At 74.5% G+C, this 21,810-nt stretch carries 15 protein-coding genes and 1 riboswitch; of the genes, 4 read left to right on the plus strand and 11 right to left on the minus strand.

Annotation, left to right across the window (positions count from 1 at the left end):
* Positions 1-4: 4 nt before the first annotated feature.
* The 5 genes from O7602_RS11675 to O7602_RS11695 form a co-directional block, all read right to left on the minus strand.
* Complete coding sequence (locus O7602_RS11675) at positions 5-1,240, minus strand: alanine racemase (RefSeq protein ID WP_281588678.1); 1,236 nt, start codon at positions 1,238-1,240, stop codon at positions 5-7.
* A complete protein-coding gene (locus O7602_RS11680) occupies positions 1,233-2,729 on the minus strand; it encodes an AMP-binding protein (RefSeq protein WP_281588680.1) in 1,497 nt (498 codons plus the stop codon). The genes O7602_RS11675 and O7602_RS11680 overlap by 8 nt, the downstream gene beginning before the upstream one ends.
* A complete protein-coding gene (locus tag O7602_RS11685) occupies positions 2,726-3,946 on the minus strand; it encodes an acyl carrier protein (protein WP_281588682.1) in 1,221 nt (406 codons plus the stop codon). Before O7602_RS11685 ends, O7602_RS11680 begins: the two co-directional genes overlap by 4 nt.
* A gap of 77 nt (positions 3,947-4,023) precedes the next feature.
* Positions 4,024-5,238 carry an inositol-3-phosphate synthase gene (locus O7602_RS11690; protein WP_281588684.1) on the minus strand — a complete coding sequence of 405 codons (1,215 nt, stop codon included), beginning with the start codon at positions 5,236-5,238 and terminating at the stop codon, positions 4,024-4,026.
* Positions 5,239-5,279: 41 nt separating this feature from the next.
* Positions 5,280-6,554: a DegT/DnrJ/EryC1/StrS family aminotransferase gene (locus O7602_RS11695; protein ID WP_281588686.1), complete on the minus strand. Its 1,275-nt coding sequence runs from the start codon at positions 6,552-6,554 to the stop codon at positions 5,280-5,282.
* Positions 6,555-6,659: 105 nt separating this feature from the next.
* On the opposite strand from O7602_RS11695, the gene O7602_RS11700 reads away from it, so the two are divergent.
* The 4 genes from O7602_RS11700 (at position 6,660) to O7602_RS11715 (ending at position 11,362) form a co-directional block, all read left to right on the plus strand.
* Positions 6,660-7,775, plus strand: coding sequence for a glycosyltransferase (locus O7602_RS11700; protein ID WP_281588688.1), 1,116 nt, complete (start codon positions 6,660-6,662; stop codon positions 7,773-7,775).
* A 10-nt stretch (positions 7,776-7,785) separates the two neighbouring features.
* Positions 7,786-9,225: a condensation domain-containing protein gene (locus O7602_RS11705; protein ID WP_281588690.1), complete on the plus strand. Its 1,440-nt coding sequence runs from the start codon at positions 7,786-7,788 to the stop codon at positions 9,223-9,225.
* Positions 9,226-9,264: 39 nt separating this feature from the next.
* A complete protein-coding gene (locus O7602_RS11710; protein WP_281588692.1) occupies positions 9,265-10,491 on the plus strand; it encodes an MFS transporter in 1,227 nt (408 codons plus the stop codon).
* 91 nt (positions 10,492-10,582) lie between these two features.
* On the plus strand, positions 10,583-11,362 hold the full coding sequence (locus O7602_RS11715) for a helix-turn-helix transcriptional regulator (RefSeq protein ID WP_281588694.1): 780 nt from the start codon (positions 10,583-10,585) through the stop codon (positions 11,360-11,362).
* On the opposite strand, the gene O7602_RS11720 is transcribed toward O7602_RS11715, so the two are convergent.
* The 6 genes from O7602_RS11720 to O7602_RS11745 all read right to left on the minus strand — a co-directional run bounded on the left by O7602_RS11720 (position 11,359) and on the right by O7602_RS11745 (position 21,669).
* Complete coding sequence (locus O7602_RS11720; RefSeq protein ID WP_281588696.1) at positions 11,359-11,901, minus strand: hypothetical protein; 543 nt, start codon at positions 11,899-11,901, stop codon at positions 11,359-11,361. The two genes, O7602_RS11715 and O7602_RS11720, sit on opposite strands and share 4 nt — an antisense overlap.
* Entirely contained in the window at positions 11,880-14,114 is a 2,235-nt protein-coding gene (locus tag O7602_RS11725) for a hypothetical protein (protein WP_281588698.1), read from the minus strand. The genes O7602_RS11720 and O7602_RS11725 overlap by 22 nt, the downstream gene beginning before the upstream one ends.
* Positions 14,115-14,299: 185 nt before the next feature.
* A complete protein-coding gene (locus O7602_RS11730; RefSeq protein ID WP_281590259.1) occupies positions 14,300-15,277 on the minus strand; it encodes a ribonucleotide-diphosphate reductase subunit beta in 978 nt (325 codons plus the stop codon).
* A 38-nt stretch (positions 15,278-15,315) separates the two neighbouring features.
* Positions 15,316-17,661: a ribonucleoside-diphosphate reductase subunit alpha gene (locus tag O7602_RS11735; protein WP_281588700.1), complete on the minus strand. Its 2,346-nt coding sequence runs from the start codon at positions 17,659-17,661 to the stop codon at positions 15,316-15,318.
* Between the two features lie 122 nt (positions 17,662-17,783).
* Positions 17,784-17,995, minus strand: a riboswitch (cobalamin riboswitch).
* Positions 17,996-18,119: 124 nt separating this feature from the next.
* Positions 18,120-19,583 (minus strand): PepSY domain-containing protein, encoded by a 1,464-nt coding sequence (locus O7602_RS11740; RefSeq protein ID WP_281588702.1) that lies wholly within the window; start codon positions 19,581-19,583, stop codon positions 18,120-18,122.
* A 139-nt stretch (positions 19,584-19,722) separates the two neighbouring features.
* Entirely contained in the window at positions 19,723-21,669 is a 1,947-nt protein-coding gene (locus O7602_RS11745) for a bifunctional copper resistance protein CopD/cytochrome c oxidase assembly protein (RefSeq protein ID WP_281588703.1), read from the minus strand.
* Between the last annotated feature and the right edge of the window lie 141 nt (positions 21,670-21,810).

Raw genomic sequence — 21,810 nt, forward strand, 5'->3', positions numbered from 1 at the left:
GACGTCACCTCTCATCTCGTGGGTCTTCGTGGCCGGCGGGTTGCCGGGTCAGCGTCAGCCGGGACGTCTCGACGATCCGGTCGCCGTCGCAGATCACCTCGACCGGGGCCGGATGGCCGAGGAACGCCAGCAGGCTCGCCGAGAGCCCGTACGCGCCGACGTTCGGCACGGCGAGCACGTCGCCCGGCCGTACGTCGGGCAGGCTCGCGGCGCGGGCCCAGGTGTCGAGCGGCGTGCACAGCGGACCGGCCACGATCGCGGCGTCGAGCGGCTCGCCGTCGCGGTCGTCGGCGGCGTGCAGCGCGGGCACGAGCGGCGGCAGCCGGCGCAGGCCGGACATCCCGCCCAGGTGGTTGATGCCGGACTCCAGCACCACCACGGGCGTGCCCTGCGACCGCTTGACGTCGAGCACCCGGGTCAGCAGCGTGCCGGCGGTGGCGGTGAGGAACCGCCCCGACTCGAACGCCACGGTCGGCGTCCCGTCGCGCCAGCCGGGGAAGAGCCCGTCGAGCGCCGCGCCGACGGCGTCGGCGAGCCCGGACAGGTCCGCGTTGCGGCCCGGCCGGGCGAACGGCGCGCCGAAGCCACCGCCCAGGTCGAGCACGGTCAGGTCGACGCCGAGCAGGTCGCGCAGCCGGCGGGCGGTGGTCGCGGCGGTGGTGAACTGCGCGACGAGCGCGTCCACCGAGTCGACGTTGCTGCCGGTGTAGAGGTGGAACCCGCGTACCGGGGCCGACGGGCGGGAGCGGAACTTCTCCGGTGCCCGCTCGATCCAGTCGACGTCGGCGCCGAACTGCGAGGCGACACCGGTCATGGTCAGCCCCTGGCCGGGGTTCGGCACCCGGTCGTTGACCCGCAGCAGGCAGCGCAGATCCACGCCGTGCGCGGCGGCGATCCGGTCGGCCTGGTCCAGCCCGACCGGCGAGTCGACGGAGAACCAGCGGACGCCGGCCCGGACCGCGCCGGCCACCTCGGCGTCCCGCTTGCCGGGGCCGGTGTAGAGCATCCGGTCGCCGGGCACCCCGGCGCGCAGCGCCGCGGCCAGCTCACCGGGGGAGCAGATCTCGGCGTCGCAGCCGGCCTCGTGCAGCGCCGCCACCACCGCCGGGTGCGGGTTGGCCTTGAGCGAGTAGTAGAGCCGGCTCGGCGCGGGCAGCGCCGCGCGCAGCGTGGCGTGGTTGGCGCGTACCCCGGCCAGGTCGTAGCGGTAGGCGGGGGTGTCGAAGGGCAGGTCAGCCACGGCGCTCACCGGCCAGCCGGGCCAGCGCCCGTCGGTCGACCTTGCCGTTGCCGGTCAGTGGCAGGTCCGGCAGCACGACGCAGCGCGCCGGCACCTTCATCTCCTCCAACTGGTCCCGCAGCCGGCGCAGGACGTCGCCCGGCGTCAACTCGGCCACCACGAACAGCGTCGCGCCGTCGCAGCCGGCGGCCGGCGGCAGCACACCCGCCGCGTCCACGCCGTCGACCCGGTGGGCGGCGGCCTCCACCTCGGTGGCGCTGACCCGGGTGCCCTTCTCCTTGTAGACGTCGTCGCGCCGGCCGGCGAAGTGGACGTACCCGTCGGCGTCGACGTGGCCGTGGTCGCCGGTGTGCAGTTGCGGGAAGAGCCCGTGCACGCGCCGGAACCGCTCGGCGGTCAGCTCGGGCCGCCGCCAGTAGCCGGCCATCACGTGCGGGCCGCGGACCACCAGCTCGCCGGTGCTCCCGGCCGGCTGGCGCCGCCCGTCGGCGTCGACCGTGAAGATCTCGGTGCCGGGCAGCGCCCGGCCGCAGGCGCCGGGCCGGCGCAGGTCCTCGTCCGGCGGCATGATCGCCGCGCGTTTGCACTCGGTGAGGCCGAACATCAGTTGGACGCTCAGGCCGGGCAGCAGCTCGCGCAGGCCGGCCAGCACCTCCGGTGGCATGGCCGCCCCGGTGTTGGTCAGCAGGCGCAGCCGCGGGCGCGGCGCGGTGGGCCGGCCGAGCAGCCGCAGCAGGTTGATGGCGAGCGACGGCACGCACGGCAGCACTGTCGCGCCGGAGCCGACCAGGCTCGCCAGCAGCCGGCCGCCGGTCTCGGCCGGGTCACCCAGGCGCAGCCGGGCGCCCGCCACGGTGCTCAGGAAGATCTGGTAGAGGCCGTAGTCGAACGAGGTGGGCAGCACGTCGTGCACCACGTCGTCGGGCCGGTAACGCAGCTCCGACTGGATCGCCCGGACCGCGAAGGTGACCTGGGCGTGCGTGGAGACCACCGCCTTCGGCATCCCGGTGCTGCCGGAGGTGTAGATCAGGCAGACCGGGTCGACCGGGAGCGGGCCGTCGCCGGCCGGCGCGTCCCCGTCGCCGGTCGCCGCCGCGTGCGCCACGTCGGCGGCGCCACGCGCCGGGACACCCCGGGCCCGGGACAGCTCGCCGAGGGGGGCGTCGTCGGTGAGGACCAGGGCAGGTTCCGCGTCGTCGAGCACGTGCGCCAGGGCGACCTCCGGGGCCGGGGTCCGGACCACCACGAAGGCCGCGCCGGCCCGGGCCACCGCGTACAGCAGCGCCGGCAGCGTCGCGTCGGTCGGAAGCGCGACGAGCACCCGGTCGCCGCGCCGGACCCCCACCGCGCGCAGCCAGCCGGCCAGGCGCAAACTCGCGGTCCGGACCTCGTGGTACGTGTGGCAGGCGGTCCCGTCGTCGACGGCGGGCGCGTCGGGACGCGCGGCGGCCGTGCTGTCGAGCAGGTCGGGCAGCAGGTCGGCACTCATCGGGCACCCCCGGCGGCGGCGCCGAACATGGCGCACAGCGAGCCGACGTCCCGCAGGTCGGCGGCGGAGAGCGCGGTCGCCGGCACCTCGACGCCGAGGCGTTGCTCGACCCGGTCGATGACGTCCACCAGCCGGAACGAGTCGAACCCGGGCAGCTCCCGCAGCACGTCGGAGCTGTGCAACTCGGACCCGTCCAGGTGCAGGGTGTCGCCGAGCGCCCCGAGCACGGCCGCGCGTACGCCGTCCCCGCCCGCCGGACCCGCGCCGGCCGGCGCGGCGTCGGCGCCGACCGACTCCAGCGCGGTCAGGTGACTCTCGACGAGGGTGCCGAGCGCGTCCGCCAGCTCCGGCGCGGCGGGTCGACCCGCCTGGGCGCGGCGCAGCGCGACGTAGCTGCGGGTGGCGAGCTGTTGCCAGCGCGGGCCCTGGCCGGCCAGCGCGGCGGCGGCGTCCGGCGCCGCCGCGGCGAGCCAGTGTTCGTGCAGGTCGCGACCGCGTGCCAGCAACCAGACGTCGAGCACGAAGCGGTGCAGCCCGGCCACGGTGCCCAGGGCGGCGGCGGTCCGGTCCAGGTAGGCGGCGATCTCCGGGCGGGCCCGGCGGGCCCGGTCGGCGTTGCCGGCGAGCATGGCCGGCACGTCGATCGCCGGCGCCGGGTGCACCGCCACGGCGGGCGTGTGCGCGCCGCCGGCCAGCGCCGCGTCGAACCCGGCGGTGGGCAGCCGCCACACGCCCGGCCGGGCGGCGCCCCAGGCGGTGTCGTTGTGGTAGGCGTCGACCACCGTGACCTCGTCCGTGGTGGCGGCCGTGACCAGGAAGCTGTGCCGCATGTGCTCGTGCCCGTGATAGGGGCACCAGGGCAGGTCGTAGGCGTCGGCGATGACGTAGAGCGGCTGGCCCGGGCCGCACAGTTGACGCACCTGCGGGCCGTCGAGCTGCATCCACCGGCCCTCCACCCACAGGCCCAGCAGGTCGGCCGCCTCGGCGGCCCGGTCGTCCGAGGTGGCCTCGACGGTGACCAGGCCGTCCCGCTCCCGGGTGGCGAACCCGAAGCGGGCGCCGAGGGCGAGGTGACTGCCGGATCCGTTCGCGTGGTCGGCCAGCAGCGCGAAGCTCGTCTGGAGGCAGTCCAGCGCGGTCGCGCGCAGGCCGGTCAGGATCGGTGTCCACACCGGATCCGTGGTCGGCGGGTCGGGCGCGTTCGGGACGTGTGACATGGAGGGCTCCTCGGAACGGATACAGGGGGCGGGGACCGCCGGCGCGGAACGGACCGCGCCGGCGGCCGGGACGAAGGTCAGCGGTCGGTACGGCCGTCCAGCCCGCTGGCCCAGGCGGAGAGCACCGACGCCTGCTCGGCGAGGGCGTGCTCGTCGGAGCCGATCGGGTCCTTGAAGAAGAACCCCAGCTCCTCGATCGCGCCCACGTGCCCGGCGCGGTGCGCCGCGGCGGTCAGCCGGGCCAGGTCGAGCACCAGCGGGGCGGCCAGGGTGGAGTCGACCCCGCTCCAGGTGAGCTGCATGGACATCCGGACGCCGAGGAACCCCTCGAACGAGACGTGGTCCCAGGCGGTCTTGTGGTCGCCGAGGTCCGGCACGTTGTCGATGTGCAGCGGAGCGGTGACGTCCTCGCCGAGCAGCGCCGGCAGCACGCCCGACTTGGAGCTCAGCTTGCTCCGGGCGTTGCGCGGGTCCTCAAGCGTGGCGCCGTCACCGCCGCCGAGCAGGTTGACTCCGGCCCAGGAGAGCACGTGCAGGGCGCGGCAGGTGAACATCGGCGCCAGCGCGGTCCGCAGCAGCGTCTCCCCGGTCTTGCCGTCCGAGCCGGCGAACGGCACCCGCTCGCGTTGCGCCAGCATCTCCAGCGCGGGCAGCCGCGCCCCGGTCGACGGGGTGAAGTCGACGAAGCCGCATCGGGCCTGGAACGCCGCGTACGCGACGACCGCGCTGGCCGGCAGCGCCCGGTCCGCCGGGTCGGCCAGGCTGCGGGTCAGCGCGTCCAGGTCGTCGTGCTCGGGCCGGTGCTCGACCGGCGGCTCGGTGGACGACACGTTGATCACGACGACGTGGGACAGGCCGTGGCGGGTGCGGAACTCCTCGATGTCACCGGCCAGCCGGTCGATCACCTCGGCCAGCGGACCGGTCTCGGTCCGCGCGTCGTAGCCGGTGCGCAGGTCGCGCTCGACCTCGGGCAGGCTGCCCCGCACGGCGGCCAGCACCGGGGCCGGGATGACGCCGGAGTCGACGAGCGACTCGGCCTTCTTCTCCAGCGGGGTGTCGACGATGTCGTGCCCGCCGACGACCAGGTCGGCCCAGTCGGCGAGCGGCGCGTCGCGCAGCATGCCGGTGTCGGTGACGCAGCCGGTCGAGTCGGTCATGCCGGCCCGCAGCGCCAGCAGGCCGGTGATCGCGGTGGTGGCGACCGAGCCGCGGGCGCCGTTGAGCCACACGCCGACGGGTCCGTCGGCCTCGGGGGTCGGATTGTGCGAGGTCTCACGCTGGGTGACGGTCACGGGAAGGTCCCTTCTGGTGGGTGCGCCGGCGGTGGCGCGGATCAGCGGGTCAGCACCTTGGTGACGGCGGTGGCCACGTCGTGCATGTCCTGCTCGGTGCCGAGGAAGGTGCTGTGGTGCGTCTGGACCGTGTGCGCGGCGAGCCACTCGGTCTTGGGGTAGGTGCGGTCGGCGTGGATCGCCGCGAAGCGCTCGGCGAGCGGCGCGAGCAGCGGCTTGGTCCACGGCTGGAGCAGCTTGCTGCGGTGCAGTGGCTCGTCGGTGAGGTAGAACCGCTTGCCCAGCTCGGCGGTGAGCGCGGCGGCCACGGCGGCGTTGTCCATGCCGGTGGGCAGGTCGTCGAGGACGAGCGTCCCCTCGTAGATCGAGATGCGGGTCTGCGCCGCCGCCGGTTGCAGCAGCCGGACGCCGTCGACGTCGGCCAGCAGTTCGGCGAGCAGCCGGTAGTTGCGGTTGCGCACCTCGTGCTGGGCGTCCAGGGTGGCCAGTTGGGCGCACGCCACCGCGGCGGAGAACTCGTTCAGGCAGAAGTTGGCGCCCTGCACCCCGGCGCTCTCCTCCAGATCCAGCTCACCCGGGGGCGTGCGGTCGCCGCGGTAGCGACGCGAGTCGGCCCGCAACTCCTCCAGGACGGGTGCCAGGCGGTCGTCGTCGGTGACCACGGCCCCGCCCTCGCCGCAGGTGAGGACCTTGCCGTGCTGGAAGCTGAAGCAGCCCAGCCGGCCGAACGAGCCGGCCTGGCGGCCCTGCCAGGTGGCGCCGTGCGCCTGCGCGCAGTCCTCCACGATGGAGATGTCGCGCGGCCCGGTGACCGCGTCGAGCGCCGGCATGTCGGCCATGTTCGAGGCCCAGTGCACGGCCACCACGGCCCGCGGGTCCACCGACAGGTCGAGGTCGTCCGGCCCGACGCAGCCGGTGTCGCGGTCCACGTCGACGAGCACCGGCACCAGGCCGGCACGCAGCGCCGCGGTGGCGGAGGCGGTCCAGGTCAGCGCCGGGACGAGCACGGTCTCGCCGTAGCCGAGGCCGAGCGACTCCAGCGCCACCACGAGCGCGCTGGAACCATGGTCGACGGGCACGCAGTGCCGGCTGCCGACGTAACGGGCGAAGTCGGCAGCGAAGCGGCGTTCGAACAGGACGCCGTCGCCGACGGTCGGGCTGCTGATCGCCCACCGCCCGCCGTGCAGCACGGCGGCGAGGTTGGGGGCGGCGTCCGGTGCGGGGATCGGCCAGCGCGGCCACGGTCGGTCCGGCGGACGGACCGGCCGGCCGCCGTCGACGGCGAGCCGCCGGTCGAGCGGAATGGAGGTCGTCATGCCTTCGACCTTGATGGCCGTCGATACATCGGCGATACACGTCGGATACCTGCGCAAGAGGTTGCCGTGTATCAATCCTGTATCGATGTGGCCGACGCTTCAGGCATGAGCCGATCCGCATCGCCCGTGGGCGAACCGACCGAACCCCGCGCCGTCACGCGCGGCGTCTCCGTCGTCATCCCGGTCAAGGACCGGGTGCCGGAGATGCGCCGCCAGCTCCGCAGCCTGCGCGACGCCGCCCCGAACTGTCCGGAGCCGGTGGAGGTGGTGGTGGTCGACGACTCCGCGCCCGCCGCCGCCGCCGCGCACCGCGCCGCCTGCGCCGAGTACGGCGCCCGCTACGTGCGCGGGCCACGGCACGTCGGCGCCAAGCGCAACCTGGGTGTCCGGCACGCCCGCCACGACCTGCTTCTCTTCACCGACTCCGACTGCCGGGTACCGGCCGACCTGATCACCAGGTACGCGGCCCGGCTGCGCGCCAGCGGCGAGGAGGTCGCCGGCGTCGCCGGCCCGGTGCTCGTGGACCCCGGTGACAGCGCGTTCTTCCGCGTGATGAGCCGCTCCTACCTGCTGCTCGGCGACCTGACCCGACCGCTGCACCACGAGCGGGTCTCCTGGGGCGCCGGGGCTAACACGGCGCTCAAGCGCGCCGCGTTCGACGCGGTCGGCGGGTTCCCGGAGGACTCCCCGATGCCGATCGGTGGGGAGGACCTGCACCTCGGGCTGCTCCTGACCGACGCCGGCTACGTGCTGCTCGCCGAGCCGGACGGGGTGGTCACCCACGACACCGGCGTCGCCGACTCGTTCCGCGCGGTGGCCTACCGGTTCACCACGTACGGCCGCTCCGAGCAGTGGCTCTGCCTGGCCCACCCGCGCCGGCGCCGGTTCGTGCTCAACACCGCGAGCCTGCTCGCCGCCACCGCCTTGGCCGGGCTGCTGACCGCCCGGCGCAGCTCCGGGCGCAGCCTGCTCGCGGTGCCGGCCGTCGCGGCGGCCGTGATCGCCGCGAAGACACCCGGCCGGCTCGGCGGCGACCGGGGGCCGCGGGCGGTCGCCGAGTCGGCGGCCTGCGCGGCGATCGAGACGCTCTTCGACGGCGCCGCGTTCGTCACCGCGCTCCGCCTGGGCCGGCCCGACCTGCTCTTCACCGGCTTCCGCGCGCCGGACGAGGCCGACTACCAGCCGGTCACGCCCGCGGCGGCGCAGCCGGTGGCGGCCTGAGGGGGACGCCATGCCGACGACGCTGCCGCTGGCGCCGAGCCAGCAGATGATGTGGGAGTTCATGACCGCGCTCGACCCGGCCCACCCGGGTGACGCCCGGCTCGTGGTGGTGGAGTTCCGCCGGCTGCGCGGCACGCTGCGGGTCGACACGCTGCGGCAGGCGATGCGGGACGTGGTGCGGCGGCACGACGCGCTGCGGATGCGGTTCGACCGCATCGGCCCCGAACCGGCCCTGACGATCCTGCCGCACGTCGACTCGCCGCTGGAGGAGGTCGACCTGTCCGGCCTCCCGCCGGACGAGCAGCAGGCCCGCGTCGAGCAGATCGCGTACGCGCACCGCAACGTCGCGTTCGACCCGGGCCGGGCGCCCCTGTGGCGGGCCGCGCTGGTCCGACTCTCCGCGACCGAACACGTGCTCGCGCTCTGCTTCTTCCACATGGTCTCCGACGGCTGGTCCTGCCGGGTGTTCGTGGAGGACCTCTGCCACGCGTACGCGGCCCGGCTCGGCGCGGCCGACCCGCAGCCGCCGCTCGGCGTGGACTTCGCCGGGCTCGCCGCGCTCCAGGAGGCGGAGCTGGCCGGCGGCGGGATCGACGCCGCCGCCCGGACCGGCTACTGGGCCGAGCGGCTGCGCCCGGTGGAGCCGTACCAGCTCTTCCCGGCGCCGCCACCCGGCCCCGACGTCGAACTCAGCGCCGAGGTGGCCACCCGCTTCGCGTTCCCGCCGGAGGTCACCGCGCGGCTGCGCCCGGCCGCCCGCCGGGCCCGGACCAGCCCGTACGTCCTGCTGCTCGCCGCCTACCTGGTGGTGCTGTCGACGCGGGCCGGGCGGCGGCGGGTGGTGCTGGGCACCACCACGCTGGGCCGGGAGAGCCCGCTGTCGCGGCAGCTCATCGGCCAGTTCACCAACAACGTCTACCTGCCGGCCACCGTCGACCCGGACGCGCCGATGCGCGCCGTGGTCGCCGCCGCGCACGCCGCCCTGGCCGAGGCGATCGACCACGCCGCCCCGTTCCACCGGGTGGCCCGGGCGGTCCGGCCCGACTTCCCGCGCGTGCGCCCCTGGCCGGACAACCACCTGTTCGACGCCTGGTTCCAGTCCGCCGCGTCCGCCTCGCCGGTGTTGAGCTGCCCGGAGCTGCGGGTCGAGCCGGTCGACATCACCGCCCGGCCCGCGCCCGGCACCCCGCCCCCGGTGCTCGCCGCCGACGTGCCACCCGACTGCCTGCCGGTCTGGGTGAAACGGGGCTCGCCCATCGTGGTGGTGGACGACGACCGGGCCGGCGGCGTGATCATCCGTAACCGGGGCGTCTTCGGCGACGACCTCGTGGCCGGGCTGATCGACGACTACGTGGCGGTGGTGTCGGCGCTCGTCACCGACCCCGACCTGCCCCCGGCGCGGCTGCGCCTGCCTGACGGTGCGTGCTTCTTCGACCACGCCACGGGGTAGGACACTGACCGGGACCGATCCGAGAGAGGTACGACGACCATGACGGACACCTCGACGCACCCGCACACGACGGAGTCGCCCACGCCACCGGTGCCCCGGACGGCTGTCCGGGCCCGCTGGTCGGTGGTGCTGCTCTTCGTCATCATGGGCCTGGCCATCGGCGGTTGGTCCGCCCGGGTGCCCGAGGTCCGCGACGCGGTCGGCGTCGGGAACACCGGCTGGGGCCTGGCCAACATCGCCACCAACGCGGGGGAACTGATCTCCCTGGTCGTGGTCGCGGTGCTGATCAGCCGGATCAACACCCGCCGGTTGGCGCTGGCCGGGGCCGCGCTGATCCTGGTCAACGCGCCGCTGCTGGCGGCGTCCACAAGCCTGGTGGCGCTCGTCGCCGGGCTCGCGGTCTGGGGTTTCGCGGCGAACCTGCTGGCCACCCCGATGAACGCCCAGTCGGTCGAGGTGCAGAAGCGCTACGGGCGGCCGATCCTGTCCACCTTCCACGCCGGCTTCAGCATCGGCATGCTCGCCGGCGGGCTCTGCGGCACCGGCGCCGCCGCGGTCGGCCTGTCCCCGTCGGCGCAGATGGCCGTCACGAGCGTGCTGCTGGGCGCGCTGCTCATCGGCACCCAGCGCTGGCTGCCGGACACGCCCCGCCAGGAGCCGAAGGACGGCGAGGCCCGGCGCGGGCTACGCGAGCGGTTCACCCCGCAGCTCGTCCTGCTCGCGGCGATCGCGTTCCTCGCCTCGTTCGTCGAGATGGCCGGCGCGCAGTGGAGCGCGCTCTACGCCACCGAGGTGGCCGGCGCCGCGGCGGTGCTGGCCGCCGCCACGTACACCTGCCTGTCGCTCGCCGCCACCGTGGCCCGGCTGGTCGGCGACCGGCTGGCCGGCCGGATCGGGCGGGTCCGCTTCGTCCGGGCGTCGGCGCTCGTCGCCACCGTCGGCGTGGCGTTGCCGGTGGCGTACCCGCATCCCGCGGCGGTGATGGCCGGCTTCGGGCTGCTCGGGTTCGGGCTGGCCTGCGTGACCCCGACGGTGCTCGGCTTCGCCGGCGAGCAGCCCGGCCTGACCTCGGGGGAGGGCGTCTCGGTGGTGGCGATGGGGCAGTGGCCGGGTGCGCTGCTCGCGGCGCCGGTGATCGGCCTGCTCGCCGGCGCGCTGGGCCTGCGTACCGCGTTCGTGGTGGTGGCCGTGCTGGCGCTCGCCATCGTGGCGTTGATGGGCCGGGTCCAGGCCCGGGCGCTGCCGGGCGAGAGCCCGGCGGCCTGACCGGCGCGGCTCCGGCCCGCGCGGTGGGGAAAAGGCGACCGGTGTCCATTTGCTGACGTGGGAATCCCGCGCGGTCTTCTATGGTCCCCGTGTGACGCTTTCCACCACCGCGGCGGACCAGGCGTGGGTGCGCGAGACGGCGACCGGGATCGGGGCGCTGCGCGGCCGGGCGCTCGTCGACACGGTCCTGGCCGCCGTCGCCCGCCGTCTCGACAGCGAGCTGTCCACGTACGCCGAACTCGACCTGGCCACGCTGCGGCTGCCCGACCTCGCCGCCGACCGGCCGGTGGACCGGGCGCTCGTGCGCCGGATGCACCACCAGGTGACCGACCATCCGTTGTTCGCGCCGACCGTGCGCCTGTCGCATCCGTACCCGGGGCCGCCGACGCAGGTGACCGACGTGGTGTCGGAGCGGCGGTGGCGGCAGCACGCGCTCTACCGGGAGGTGCTCGCGCCGCGCGGCATCGGGGCGCACACGGTCGCGCTCGTGGTCGGCCCGACCCCGGTGCTGCGCTGGTACCAGTTCAACCGCGACCGTGCCTTCGACCCGCGCGAGATGGACCTGCTCACCCGCCTGCAACCGGCGCTGATCGCGGTGCACGGGCGCGCCTGCCGGCCCGGCGCGGCTCTTCCCGGCGGCGCGGCTCTTCCCGGCGGCGCGGCGCTGACCGGGCGGGAGGTGGAGGTGCTGCGCGGCATCGCCGACGGGCTGACCGTGCCGGCCACCGCGCGCCGGCTCGGCCTGGCCGCCGGCACGGCCCGCAAGCACCTGGAGAACGTGCACCGCAAGCTGGGCACCTCCGGGCCGGTCGCCACCGTGATGAGGGCGGTCGAACTCGGCATCCTGGAGGTGCCCGGCCCGCGGTCCTAGATGGTGGCGCAGGGCAGCGGCGCGCCCCGGCAGGCCCGGATCAGCGCGTCGACCTCGACCCGGCCGATCCGCCTGTCGGACAGGACCACGTCCACCACGGCCGCGGTGTCGCCGACCGGCAGGTCCACCACCACGTCCGCCTCCTTCACCCGGGGGGTGTCGTGCGCGTTCTCCTTGCTGCCGTACACCCGGACCGCGAGCGGGTCGTCGAGCGCGAGCGTGTCCAGCACGCCGCCGGCGGTGTCGCGCACGACCAGTTGGAGCGGCCCGCCGGCGCCGCGCAGCGACGACGGGAAGCCCCGGTCGATCTCCAACAGGTTCGCGGTGGCGCTCCGCGTCGACACCCGCAGCCCGAGCCGCAGGTGGGTGCCGGTGGTCGGGTTCGCCGGGTCGACTGTCGGCGCGGGCACGACGGGCGCCGCGCCGGCCGGCGTCGGGGCGGCCGGCGCGGCGACCGCGACGACGCCGAGCAACGGCAGCGCGAGCGCCGCCACCACCAGGGTACGGATCCGTCGGTTCAGCACTGTCCACTCCCGCATCGTGCGAAGGTCGCCTCGGCGGCCCGGATGTCGTCGGCCCGCTCGACCGAGTTGTTGATCATCACGTCGGCCATCGGCCCGTCGCTGCGCCACCAGCCGGTCGGGCTCACCCCGTCGGTGATCTCGTTGCAGGTGCTCGGGTCCGACCCGCCTCGCTGGCAGTCCCGCAGCGAGTGGTAGGTGTTCTTGCCCTCGCCGTACCAGTAGCCGCCGTCGCAGCAGTACTCGTCGCCCTCGTGGTAAGCGCTGTGGTGCAGCTCGTGCCAACCCACGATCGGCGAGTCGGCGCTGAACGAATTGCCGGAGGCGTTGTCCCGGCAGTTCACGGTGTGCAGCACGCCGTTGGTCTCGGCGAAGCTGACCGGGCTGAACCCGCCGCGCCGGCACAGCGCGTCGCCGTCCGGGCTGACCGTCACCTCGACCGGCACGTTCTGCACCCAGATCCCCACCTGCGACCAGTGCGTGCCGATCGAGCTGGGGAACACCCGGGAGCGGATGCCGAGCAACTGCCACGCGTTGTCGTCGACGGCGTTGCCGAACTGCCGCGCGCCGGTCAGCGTGGACGTGTCGTAACCGGTGCCCGGCGCGTACGCCACGTCGATGGTCTGGTTCAGCGGCCGGGTGTTCACCCGCCCGCCCGCGTCCACCACCGCCGGCACGCTGGCCCGCCACAGCGGCACCAGGGTGACCTCCGGCGTCTGCGACGGTTCCGGCGGGTTCAGGTCGGTGATCCGCCAGTCCGCCACCGCCGTGCGCGCCTCCGGCACCCCGTCGGCCTCGCTCGCGGTCACCCGGTAGGCCACCGCCGCGCCGGCGAGGATGTCCGCCGGGATCACCGCCTGGCACTCGCTCACCTGCTCACAGGTCCGCACCACGCGGGGCGCGAGCGCCACCGGCCGGCCGATCCAGCCGGCCGGGCTCATCTCCACCGTGATCCGGGCCGCCGGCCGGGCGGTGTGGTCGGTCGCGACCACCCTGGCCCGGATCGACGTGCCGGGCACGGACTGCGGGTTGACCGCCGGGACACCGGGCTCGGCGAGCGCGTACACCTCCAGGCCCGGCGGCGGGTCGGACACCGGCACGGTACGCGAGGCGGCCGGGAACGTCCGCCCGTCGTCGGCGGCGCCCTCAAGCGTGAACACGTAGCTGCCGGGTGTGGCCCAGGAGCCGTCGGCGTGCCGGCCGGTCCAGGAGAACGACAGCGGGCCGGCGGCACGGCGCACGTCGGGGCTGCGGAACACCTCGACGCCGCCGCGCAGCACCCGCATCCGGAACGTGCCGGCCGTCGGCACCACCGCGCTGACCACGATCGGACCGCTGCGGTACTGCCAGTTGGTGGCCGGCTGGCTCGACATGTCGGTGAAGGCCAGCGCGACCCGCTGGATCACCCGCGCCTGGGTGCGCTTCGCCGAGCCGGCGTCGATGGGGTCGACGACCGTGATGTCGTACCCGCCGACCGCCGCGTACGACCCGTCGGACCAGCGGCCGTCCCAGTCCACGTTGAACGCGCCGCCGTAGAACGGGGCCTCGTAGAGCGTGAACGACGCGCCTGTCGCCTGCGCGGTGACGGTGAACCGCAGCGCCGACGGCACCGACAGCGAACCGCTGATCGTCAGCCGCTCGCCGAGCCGCGGGTCGAACTCCCGGGGCGTGCCGGTCGGCGGCGGCGACGTGATGCCGATCGTGGTCGGCCGGGGCGCGACCGTCACCGTGAAGATCGCCCGCGACGGCCCGCCGCTGGTGCTCCACCGGGACGTGCCGCTCCGGCCGCCGAGCAGGCTCGTGGTCGCCCAGTCCTTCGCCGCGCCGGGGTTGAGGTCGGCCTGCTCGCGGCTGCCGCCCTCGGTGGAGTCGTCCTCCCACAGCTCGAAGGTGACCCGGAAGTCGCCGGTGACCGAACGCCCGGCGCAGACCGTGCTCGGCGTGACGATGTCCGTCCCCGACGTGGCCGGCAGCGCCATCTCGCAGCGCTGCTGCTGGCCGTTGTCCTGGGTGATGACGGCGACGCCGAACAGTTCCGGCGGGTCGCAGATGACCAACCAGACCCGGTCGAGGCACTCGGTGGTGTGCATCTCGTCGACCGTGACGGTGACCGTGGAGCCGTAGCTGGCCACGGCCGGCGCGGCCGGCAGCGCGGCGGCGAACGCCACCCCGACCACCGTGGCCAGCGCCGCCGCCAGGAACGGCCGCAGCCGTTGACGTATCCGTTTCACGCGTTCCCCCCTCGTCCGCCGACGCCCGCCCGGGACCGGCGCAGACAACTGTGCGGATCGGCGTGGACGCGGGCGATACGCGCATGCGCGTACCGGGGATGTCGCCGGCCGGACTGCGGACCCGGCGGCGGTGTGCGGTCGGTCGTCCCGGCCGCCGCGGGCGCGGCCGGGACGACCGACGACGGTCAGAAGTCGTCGTCGAAGGTGACGCTGCCGGTCACCCCGACCTGGTACGCCGACACCCGCCGCTCGAAGAAGTTCGACAGCTCCTGCACGTCCTGCAACTCCATGAACGCGAACGGGTTGCCGCTGCCGTACATCGGCGCGATGCCCAGCGCGGCCAGCCGACGGTCGGCGACGTGTTGCAGGTACGCGCGCATGTCCGTCGGCGACATCCCGGACACGCCCTGGCCGAGGAGGTCCTCGGCGAACTGCGCCTCGCACTCCACCGCCTCGGCGAGCATGTCCCGGACCTGCCGCTCCATCTCGTCGTCGAACAGGTCCGGCTCCTCGGCGCGCACCGTGTCCACCACGTCGAAGGCGAACGCCATGTGCATCGACTCGTCGCGGAACACCCAGTTGGTGCCCGACGCCAGCCCGTTGAGCAGCCCCCGGGAACGCAGGAAGTAGACGTAGGCGAACGCGCCGTAGAAGAACAGCCCCTCGATGCAGGCGGCGAAGCAGATGAGGTTGAGCAGGAACGCCCGCCGGTCCGCCCGGGTGCGCAGCTCCCGCAGCTCGAAGATGGAGTCGATCCACCGGAAGCAGAACTCGGCCTTGCGGGCGATCGACGGGATGTTCTCCACCGCCGCGAACGCGGCGAACCGTTCGGTCTCGTCCGGCACGTAGGTGTCCAGCAGGTTCAGGTAGAACTGGACGTGCACCGCCTCCTCGAACAGCTGCCGGGACAGGTAGAGCCGGCCCTCCGGGGAGTTGACGTGCTGATAGAGGTTGAGCACCAGGTTGTTGGCGACGATGGTGTCGCCGGTGGCGAAGAACGCCACCAGCCGGGACACCAGGTGCCGCTCGGCCGGCGAGAGCCGGTCCAGGTCGGCCAGGTCGGCGTGCAGGTCCACCTCCTCGACGGTCCAGGTGTTGCGGATGGCGTCCCGGTAGCGGTCGAAGAAGTGCGGGTAGCGCATCGGTCGCAGGGTCAGGTTCATGCCCGGGTCGAGCAGCAGGGGCCGGGTCTCGGTGTGCGTCACTGGCAGGCCTCGCAGCTCTCGGGGTTCTCCAGGGAACAGGCCGCCGCCGCGTCCACGACCGGGGCCAGCACCGTGGCCTGCTGGATCCGGGTCGCGGGACGTGACCGCAGGTAGTAGGTGGTCTTCAGCCCGGCCTGCCAGGCGTACCGGTACATCGAGGAGAGCTTGCCGATCGTCGGCGCGCTCAGGAACAGGTTCAGCGACTGCGACTGGTCGACGAACGGCGCCCGCGCGGCGGCCAGGTCGATGAGCGCCCGCTGCGGCAGCTCCCACGCGGTGCGGAACAGCTCCCGCACCTCGGCGGGCAACTCGTCGATGCCCTGCACCGAGCCCTCCGCCCGCTTGATCCGGTCCCGGATCTCCGGCGTCCAGAGCCCGCGTGCCTTCAGCTCCCGCACCAGATATGTGTTGACCTGGAGGAACTCGCCGGACATGGTCTCGCGTTTGAACAGGTTGGACACCTGCGGCTCGATGCACTCGTAGCAGCCGGCGATCGAGGCGATGGTGGCGGTCGGCGCGATCGCCACCAGCAGCGAGTTACGCAGCCCGTGCGCGGCGATCCGCTCGCGCAGCGCCGTCCAGCGGGCGGTCCGCGCCCGCTCCGCGCCCCACAGGTCCGGGTGCAGGTCGCCCTTCGCGGCCCGGGTCCGGTCGTACGCCGGGTGCGGGCCGAACCGCTCGGCCAGCCCGGCGGACGTCTCCAACGCGGTCAGGAAGATCTCCTCCTGCACCCGGGTGGACAGCTCCCGCGCCCGCGCCGAGTCGAACGGCAGGCGCAGCGTGAAGAACGCGTCCTGAAGACCCATCAGCCCCAGCCCTACCGGCCGCCAGCGCGGGTTCGACGCCGCCGCCTGCGCGGCCGGGTAGTAGTTGATGTCGATCACCCGGTCGAGGAAGACCACCGCCGTGCGCACCGTGGCCCGCAGCTTCTCCCAGTCGACGCCGTCGGCGGTGACGTGCGCGCCGAGGTTGACCGAGCCGAGGTTGCACACCGCCGTCTCGGCGTCGTCGTTGACCTCCAGGATCTCGGTGCACAGGTTGGACAGGTGGATCACGTTCCCCGGCTCGCCGGTCTGGTTGGACAGCCGGTTCGCCGCGTCCTTGAACGTCATCCAGCCGTTGCCGGTCTGCGCGAGCGTGCGCATCATCCGCCCGTACAGGTCCCGGGCCTTCACCGTGCGGACCGCCTTCTTCTCCGCCGCCCGGTACGCGGCGTCGAACGCCTCCCCGTACAGGTCGGGCAGCTCCGGGGCGTCGGACGGGTCGATCAGCGACCAGTCTTCGTCGGCCTCGACCCGGCGCATGAACTCGTCCGGGATCCAGTTGGCCAGGTTGAGGTTGTGCGTCCGCCGGGACTCCTCGCCGGTGTTGTCCCGCAGCTCCAGGAACTCCTCCACGTCCGGGTGCCACGGTTCCAGGTAGACGCAGGCCGCGCCCTTGCGCCGGCCGCCCTGGTTGACCGCCGCGACCCCGGCGTCGAGCGTCTTCAGGAACGGCACGATGCCGTTGGAGCGCCCGTTGGTGCCCCGGATCAACGCGCCCCGGCCGCGTACCCGCGACCAGGAGATGCCGATGCCGCCGGAGAACTTCGACAGCTTCGCCACCTGGTGGTAGCGCTCGTAGATCGAGTCCAGCTCGTCGCGCGGCGAGTCGACCAGGAAGCACGACGACATCTGGGTGTGCCGGGTGCCGGAGTTGAACAGCGTGGGGGAGCTGGGCAGGTAGGCCAGCGCGGACATCAGCCGGTAGAAGCCGACCGCCTCGGCCGGCGTGTGCGACAGCCCGCACGCCACCCGCAGCAGCCAGTACTGCGGTGTCTCCACCACCAGCCGCGACTCCGGGTGCCGCAGCAGGTAGCGGTCCGCCACCGTGCGCAGTCCGAAGTATTCGAAGCGCAGGTCGCCGGCGGGGTCCACGGCGTCGTCCAGCTCGCCGGCGTGGCGGGCCACGAACGCGGCGGTGTCGTCACCGACCAGCCCGAGGGCGTGCCCGTACGCGATCGACTGGCTGAAGGTCGCCACCTGCTGCCCGCGGACCTCCTCGTGCACGTACGCGGCAAGCAGCCGGGCCGCCAGTTTCGAGTACTGTGGCTCCTCGCCGATCAGCTCGGCCGCGGTCTGGATCGACAACCGGTCCAGCTCGGCGGTGCTCGCCCCGTCGTACAGCCCGCTTATCGTCCTGGTGGCGACCCGCAACGGGTCCACCTGGTCCAGGTCGGCGACCCAGCGTTCGACCGCCCGCACGATCCGGTTGACGTCGACCGGCTCGGTGTCGCCGTCCCGCTTGCGGACCCGCATCGCCGACCGGCGCTGCTCCGGAGGGCTCTCCCGCACGACCGTCATGACCTCTCCTCGCTGTCACTGGCGATGGCCTCGGACGGCGGGAGAACGCCAACGGGCGCGGCACGACGGCCGGCCCGGCTGCTGGCGTCGGTCGTCCCGCGCGACCTTCGACCGCCGCGCGCGGTGGCGCGCGGCGCGCTGGCAGGTCTTCGGACTCGCGGGCCGGACCGGGTTCGGTCGCCTACTGGCCGTCGCTTCCCAGGCCGGTGGCCCAGTGCTGATGACGGCGGTCGTTCCCACTTACCGCTGCGGGGCAGTCCCGGACTCGCACCGGGTTCCCTCTTGCCTCGACCACCCCCGAAGGCGCGGCCGAACCAGCTGCGGCACCACCATATATGGCGATGAAGGCCCGCACGCAACACCACATGTCGCCCCCCGGCGTGTCAACCCGAAGGAAGGGGCCCCGCTTAACGCATTCGGTGGAGGCGGGGCCCCCGCTTAACACCCCGGCGCGCGCGTCAGCTGCCGGCCGGGGCGGGCGAGACCGGGACCGCCGGGCGGCGGCGACGTTGGCGCAACCCGACCACGGCGTCGATGATGAGGAAGCCGAGCAGCGGGCCACCGAACCACGGCAGCGCCCAGCCGAGCGCCACCACGACCGGCACGCCGACAAGCAGCGCCCACCAGCGCAGCCCGCGTACCGCCCCGCGGGCCGGCGGCGCGCCAAGCGGCGCGCGGCGGTCGGCGCGGGTGGGTCGGCGCTGCCACCACATCCGGTAGCCCCAGACGACGACGCAGAGCAGGCCGAGCGCGAGCGCGGCGAGCAGGATCTGGTTCACCGGCCCGAACAGCCGGCCCATGTGCGCCTGGATGCCGAGCTTGCTGAGCTTCGCCAGCACCGGCCAGTCGGCGAAGTCACTGCGCGCGGTCACCGTCCCGGTGGCCGGGTCGACCGCGACCCGGTCGTACCCGACCGGCCACCTGTCGTCGGTCTGGGCGACCGTCCACGCCGCGCCGGCCTCGCCGGGCGGGGTGATCGCGACCGGGCCGGACAGGCCGGCGGCGCGGGCGCCGCCGAGCACCCGGTCGTACGTCGCCGGGTCCGTCGCCGTCGCGGTGGCCGCCCCGCCGTGCTGGTGCTCGCCACCGCCGGTGGCCGGCGGCGCGCCGGCGAGCGCGGTGGAGATCTCCGGGGTACGGGCCCGCAGCGCGTCCAGCCCGGCGCCGAAGTTCGCCCCGGCGTAGCGGGACCAGGTCAGGCCGGTGGCGGAGAGGAAAAGCAGGCCGACGGCGAGCCACACACCGGTGGTGGCGTGCCAGCCCCGGGTCCGGCGCACGCCCCGGGCGGCGGACAGGTCGGGCACGAGCAGGTGCCGGGCCCGGGACCGGCCCGCCGCGCGCCGGCGCCACCACAGCACCACGCCGCCGAGCGCCAGCACCCACAGCCAGCTCGCCGCGATCTCCGAGTAGTGCCGCCCGACCGCGCCCAGGTGCAGGTTGCGGTGCAGGTCGTCGAGCCAGGTCGTGGCCGGCGTCGAACCGAACCAGGTGGTCAACCCGCCGGACACCCGAGCGGTGTACGGGTCGACGTAGACGGTGTGCTGCCGGTCGCCGAGGTCGTCCCGGGCGAAGACCACGCGGGTGGTCCGGTCGCCGTCGCCGGGCTGCACCTCGGTGAGCGTGCCGTCGGGGTGCGCGGCGCGGGCGGCGGCGATCTGCTCGGCGAGCGGCCGGGGCTGCCCGCCGACGGTCGAGACGGTGAGCTTGTCGCCGTAGAGCGCGTCGTCGAGCTGCGGGGTGAGCGTGTAGGCCAGCCCGGTGAGCGCGGCGACCAGCAGGAACGGCGCGACCAGGACGCCGGCGTAGAAGTGCAGGCGGGTCAGCAGCGCCACCGCCGCGGATCGGCGCGCCGGCCGGACGGGACCGGCCGGGGTGGTGGATGAGTCCGGCGCGCGGTCGCCGGGCAGTTCGGTCACGGACATCTGGGCAACTCCGATCGGGAAAAAGGAATTGGGGTACGGGCCGGCCCGCTGCCCGTCGAGCCGTGCCGTGGTGCGCGGTTGCCGCCTCCCGGTGGAATGGTCGGCCCGCGCCGGGCGGAAGTTCCCGCCGATGTCCCGATCAGTTCCGGTCGTCACCGCGGGCGGTGGCGGCCAGGAACGCGTTGTACCGGGCCAGGTCGTCGTCCTCGCCGGTCGCCTCGGCCCGGTCGGCGGCCCGGTCGACCCGGCGCTGCTCGCGCTGGTCGGCCCGGATCCACTGCCGGACCAGCAGGACCATCACGACGGCGGCGGGGATCTCACCGAACGCCCAGGCGATGCCCGCGCCCAGCTTCTGGTCCGTCAGCAGCGACGACGCCCAGTCCGGGTGGACGCCGAGATACCAGTCCGGGGCGATGACGGTGGTGGTCTGCATGAGCGCCAGGCCGAAGAAGCCGTGCGCCATCATCGCGGCCAGGTGCAGGAGCACCAGGATCGGGTGGGGGAGCCGGGGCCGCCCCGGATCGATGCCGATGAGCACCCAGAACAGCAGGTAACCGGAGAGCACGAAGTGACCCAGCATGGCCAGGTGGCCGAGGTGGGACCGCATCAGCGTGCCGAGCAGGTCGCTGAAGTAGAGGCCGAACAGCCCGGCCACGTAGACGCCGAGCGCCACCAGCGGATGGGTGAGCAGCCGGGTCACCCGGCTGTGCAGGGCGCGCAGCAACCACTCCCGGGCGCCGCGTACCCCCGGCTCGGTCGGGCGGCGCAGCGCCCGCAGGGCGAGCGTCACCGGGGCGCCACCGACCAGCAGCACCGGCACCACCATGGACAGCACCATGTGCTGGGCCATGTGCGCGCTGAACAGCACGTAGGCGTAGCGGGCGAAGCCGAGGCCGGTGGCGGCGGCCAGCACCAGCAGGCCACCGATCCAGCTCGCGGTGCGGGCCACCGGCCAGTGGTGCCCGCCCCGGCGCAGCCGGCGCACCCCGGCCAGGTAGCCGCCGACGCCGACCACGGTCACGGTCAGGAAGAAGAGGTCGGGCAGCGGTTGCCCGAGCAGGTGCGCCGCGGTGGGCGCGGCCGGCATCGCGAACCCGAGCACCGCGGTCACCGGGTCGGCGTCCGCCGGCTCCACCACCGGCGTCGGGCTGCGGGACAACGCCACCGCCAGGCCGATCGTGGCGGCGAAGACGACGAGTTCCCCGGCGGCCAGGCGGATGAACGCGCCGCGTCGCCCGGCGGCCAGGTCCGGCAGGGTACGCCGCCGGTGCGCGGCGCCGAGCAGGCCGAGCAGTACGAGCGCGGCAAGCTTGCCGAGCACCAGCGCGCCGTACCCGGACCGCCAGAGCTGGTCGACGGTGCCGAGGCGCACCGCGGCGTTCGCCAGCCCGCTGACCGCGACGGTCCCGAAGCAGGCGAGCGCGAGCCGGCTGTAGCGCGCGGCGGCCCCGGGCAGGTGCCGGCTGCGCCTGATGGTCAGCAGCGCGGCCAGGCCGCCGGCCCACAGCGCGGCGGCGAGCACGTGCAGGGCCAGGCTGGACACCGCGATCTGGTGGTTGCCCGCCCCGGCGGCGTGCCCGGTCAACGCCGGCGGCAGCAGCCCGACCAGCGCGAGCGCCGACACCAGCGCGGCCGTCCGGCGGGACACGCCGACCCGGGCCGCCACCGCCACCACCGCCGCCAGGCCCGCCTGCACCAGCAGCGACTGCCCCTGCGAGATGTCCGTGCCGAAACTGACCACGCTCGCCGTGCCGAGCCGGTCCAGGGGTACGCCGAGCAGGTCGGAAACGGTGAGCACCAGCAACGCCAGGGCCGCCACCGCCCAGCCGGCCGCCGCCAGCCCGGCGCGGCGCAGCAGCAGCCAGCCGTGCGCGGACACGCTCGTACCGTCGCCCGGCAGCAGGAACGCGGCAGTCACCGCGAACCCGACGGTGAGCGTGGCCAGCCCGTCGACGAGCAGCCGGACCGGCGGCAGGGCCCAGGTGGTGACCGGCCCGGGGTCGGGCAGACCGGGGATCGCGGCGGCGAGCGCGCCGCCGGCCCGCAGCGCGAGCAGCAGTACGGCCACCGCCGAGCCGACCGCCACCAGCCCGACGAGCCAGCCGCCGACCGGCCCCGTCCCACCACCTGCCCCCGGTCGGGCGGTCGTCCTTCCGGCCGTTCCCGGTCCGGCCGTTCCCGGTCCGATCGATCCTGGTTCGGTCGGTCCCGGTCCGGCGGTCGCCGG

It is taken from the genome of Micromonospora sp. WMMD1128, from assembly GCF_027497235.1.
GTDB lineage: Bacteria > Actinomycetota > Actinomycetes > Mycobacteriales > Micromonosporaceae > Micromonospora.

What these genes read in the sequence shown, in the direction of transcription:
- O7602_RS11705 (WP_281588690.1), top strand. Translation starts at nt 7,786, where the DNA reads ATGCCGACGACGCTGCCGCTGGCGCCGAGCCAGCAGATGATGTGGGAG.
- O7602_RS11720 (WP_281588696.1), bottom strand. Translation starts at nt 11,901, where the DNA reads ATGCGGGAGTGGACAGTGCTGAACCGACGGATCCGTACCCTGGTGGTG.
- O7602_RS11695 (WP_281588686.1), bottom strand. Translation starts at nt 6,554, where the DNA reads ATGACGACCTCCATTCCGCTCGACCGGCGGCTCGCCGTCGACGGCGGC.
- O7602_RS11730 (WP_281590259.1), bottom strand. Translation starts at nt 15,277, where the DNA reads ATGAACCTGACCCTGCGACCGATGCGCTACCCGCACTTCTTCGACCGC.
- O7602_RS11740 (WP_281588702.1), bottom strand. Translation starts at nt 19,583, where the DNA reads ATGTCCGTGACCGAACTGCCCGGCGACCGCGCGCCGGACTCATCCACC.
- O7602_RS11680 (WP_281588680.1), bottom strand. Translation starts at nt 2,729, where the DNA reads ATGAGTGCCGACCTGCTGCCCGACCTGCTCGACAGCACGGCCGCCGCG.
- O7602_RS11685 (WP_281588682.1), bottom strand. Translation starts at nt 3,946, where the DNA reads ATGTCACACGTCCCGAACGCGCCCGACCCGCCGACCACGGATCCGGTG.
- O7602_RS11700 (WP_281588688.1), top strand. Translation starts at nt 6,660, where the DNA reads ATGAGCCGATCCGCATCGCCCGTGGGCGAACCGACCGAACCCCGCGCC.
- O7602_RS11735 (WP_281588700.1), bottom strand. Translation starts at nt 17,661, where the DNA reads ATGACGGTCGTGCGGGAGAGCCCTCCGGAGCAGCGCCGGTCGGCGATG.
- O7602_RS11710 (WP_281588692.1), top strand. Translation starts at nt 9,265, where the DNA reads ATGACGGACACCTCGACGCACCCGCACACGACGGAGTCGCCCACGCCA.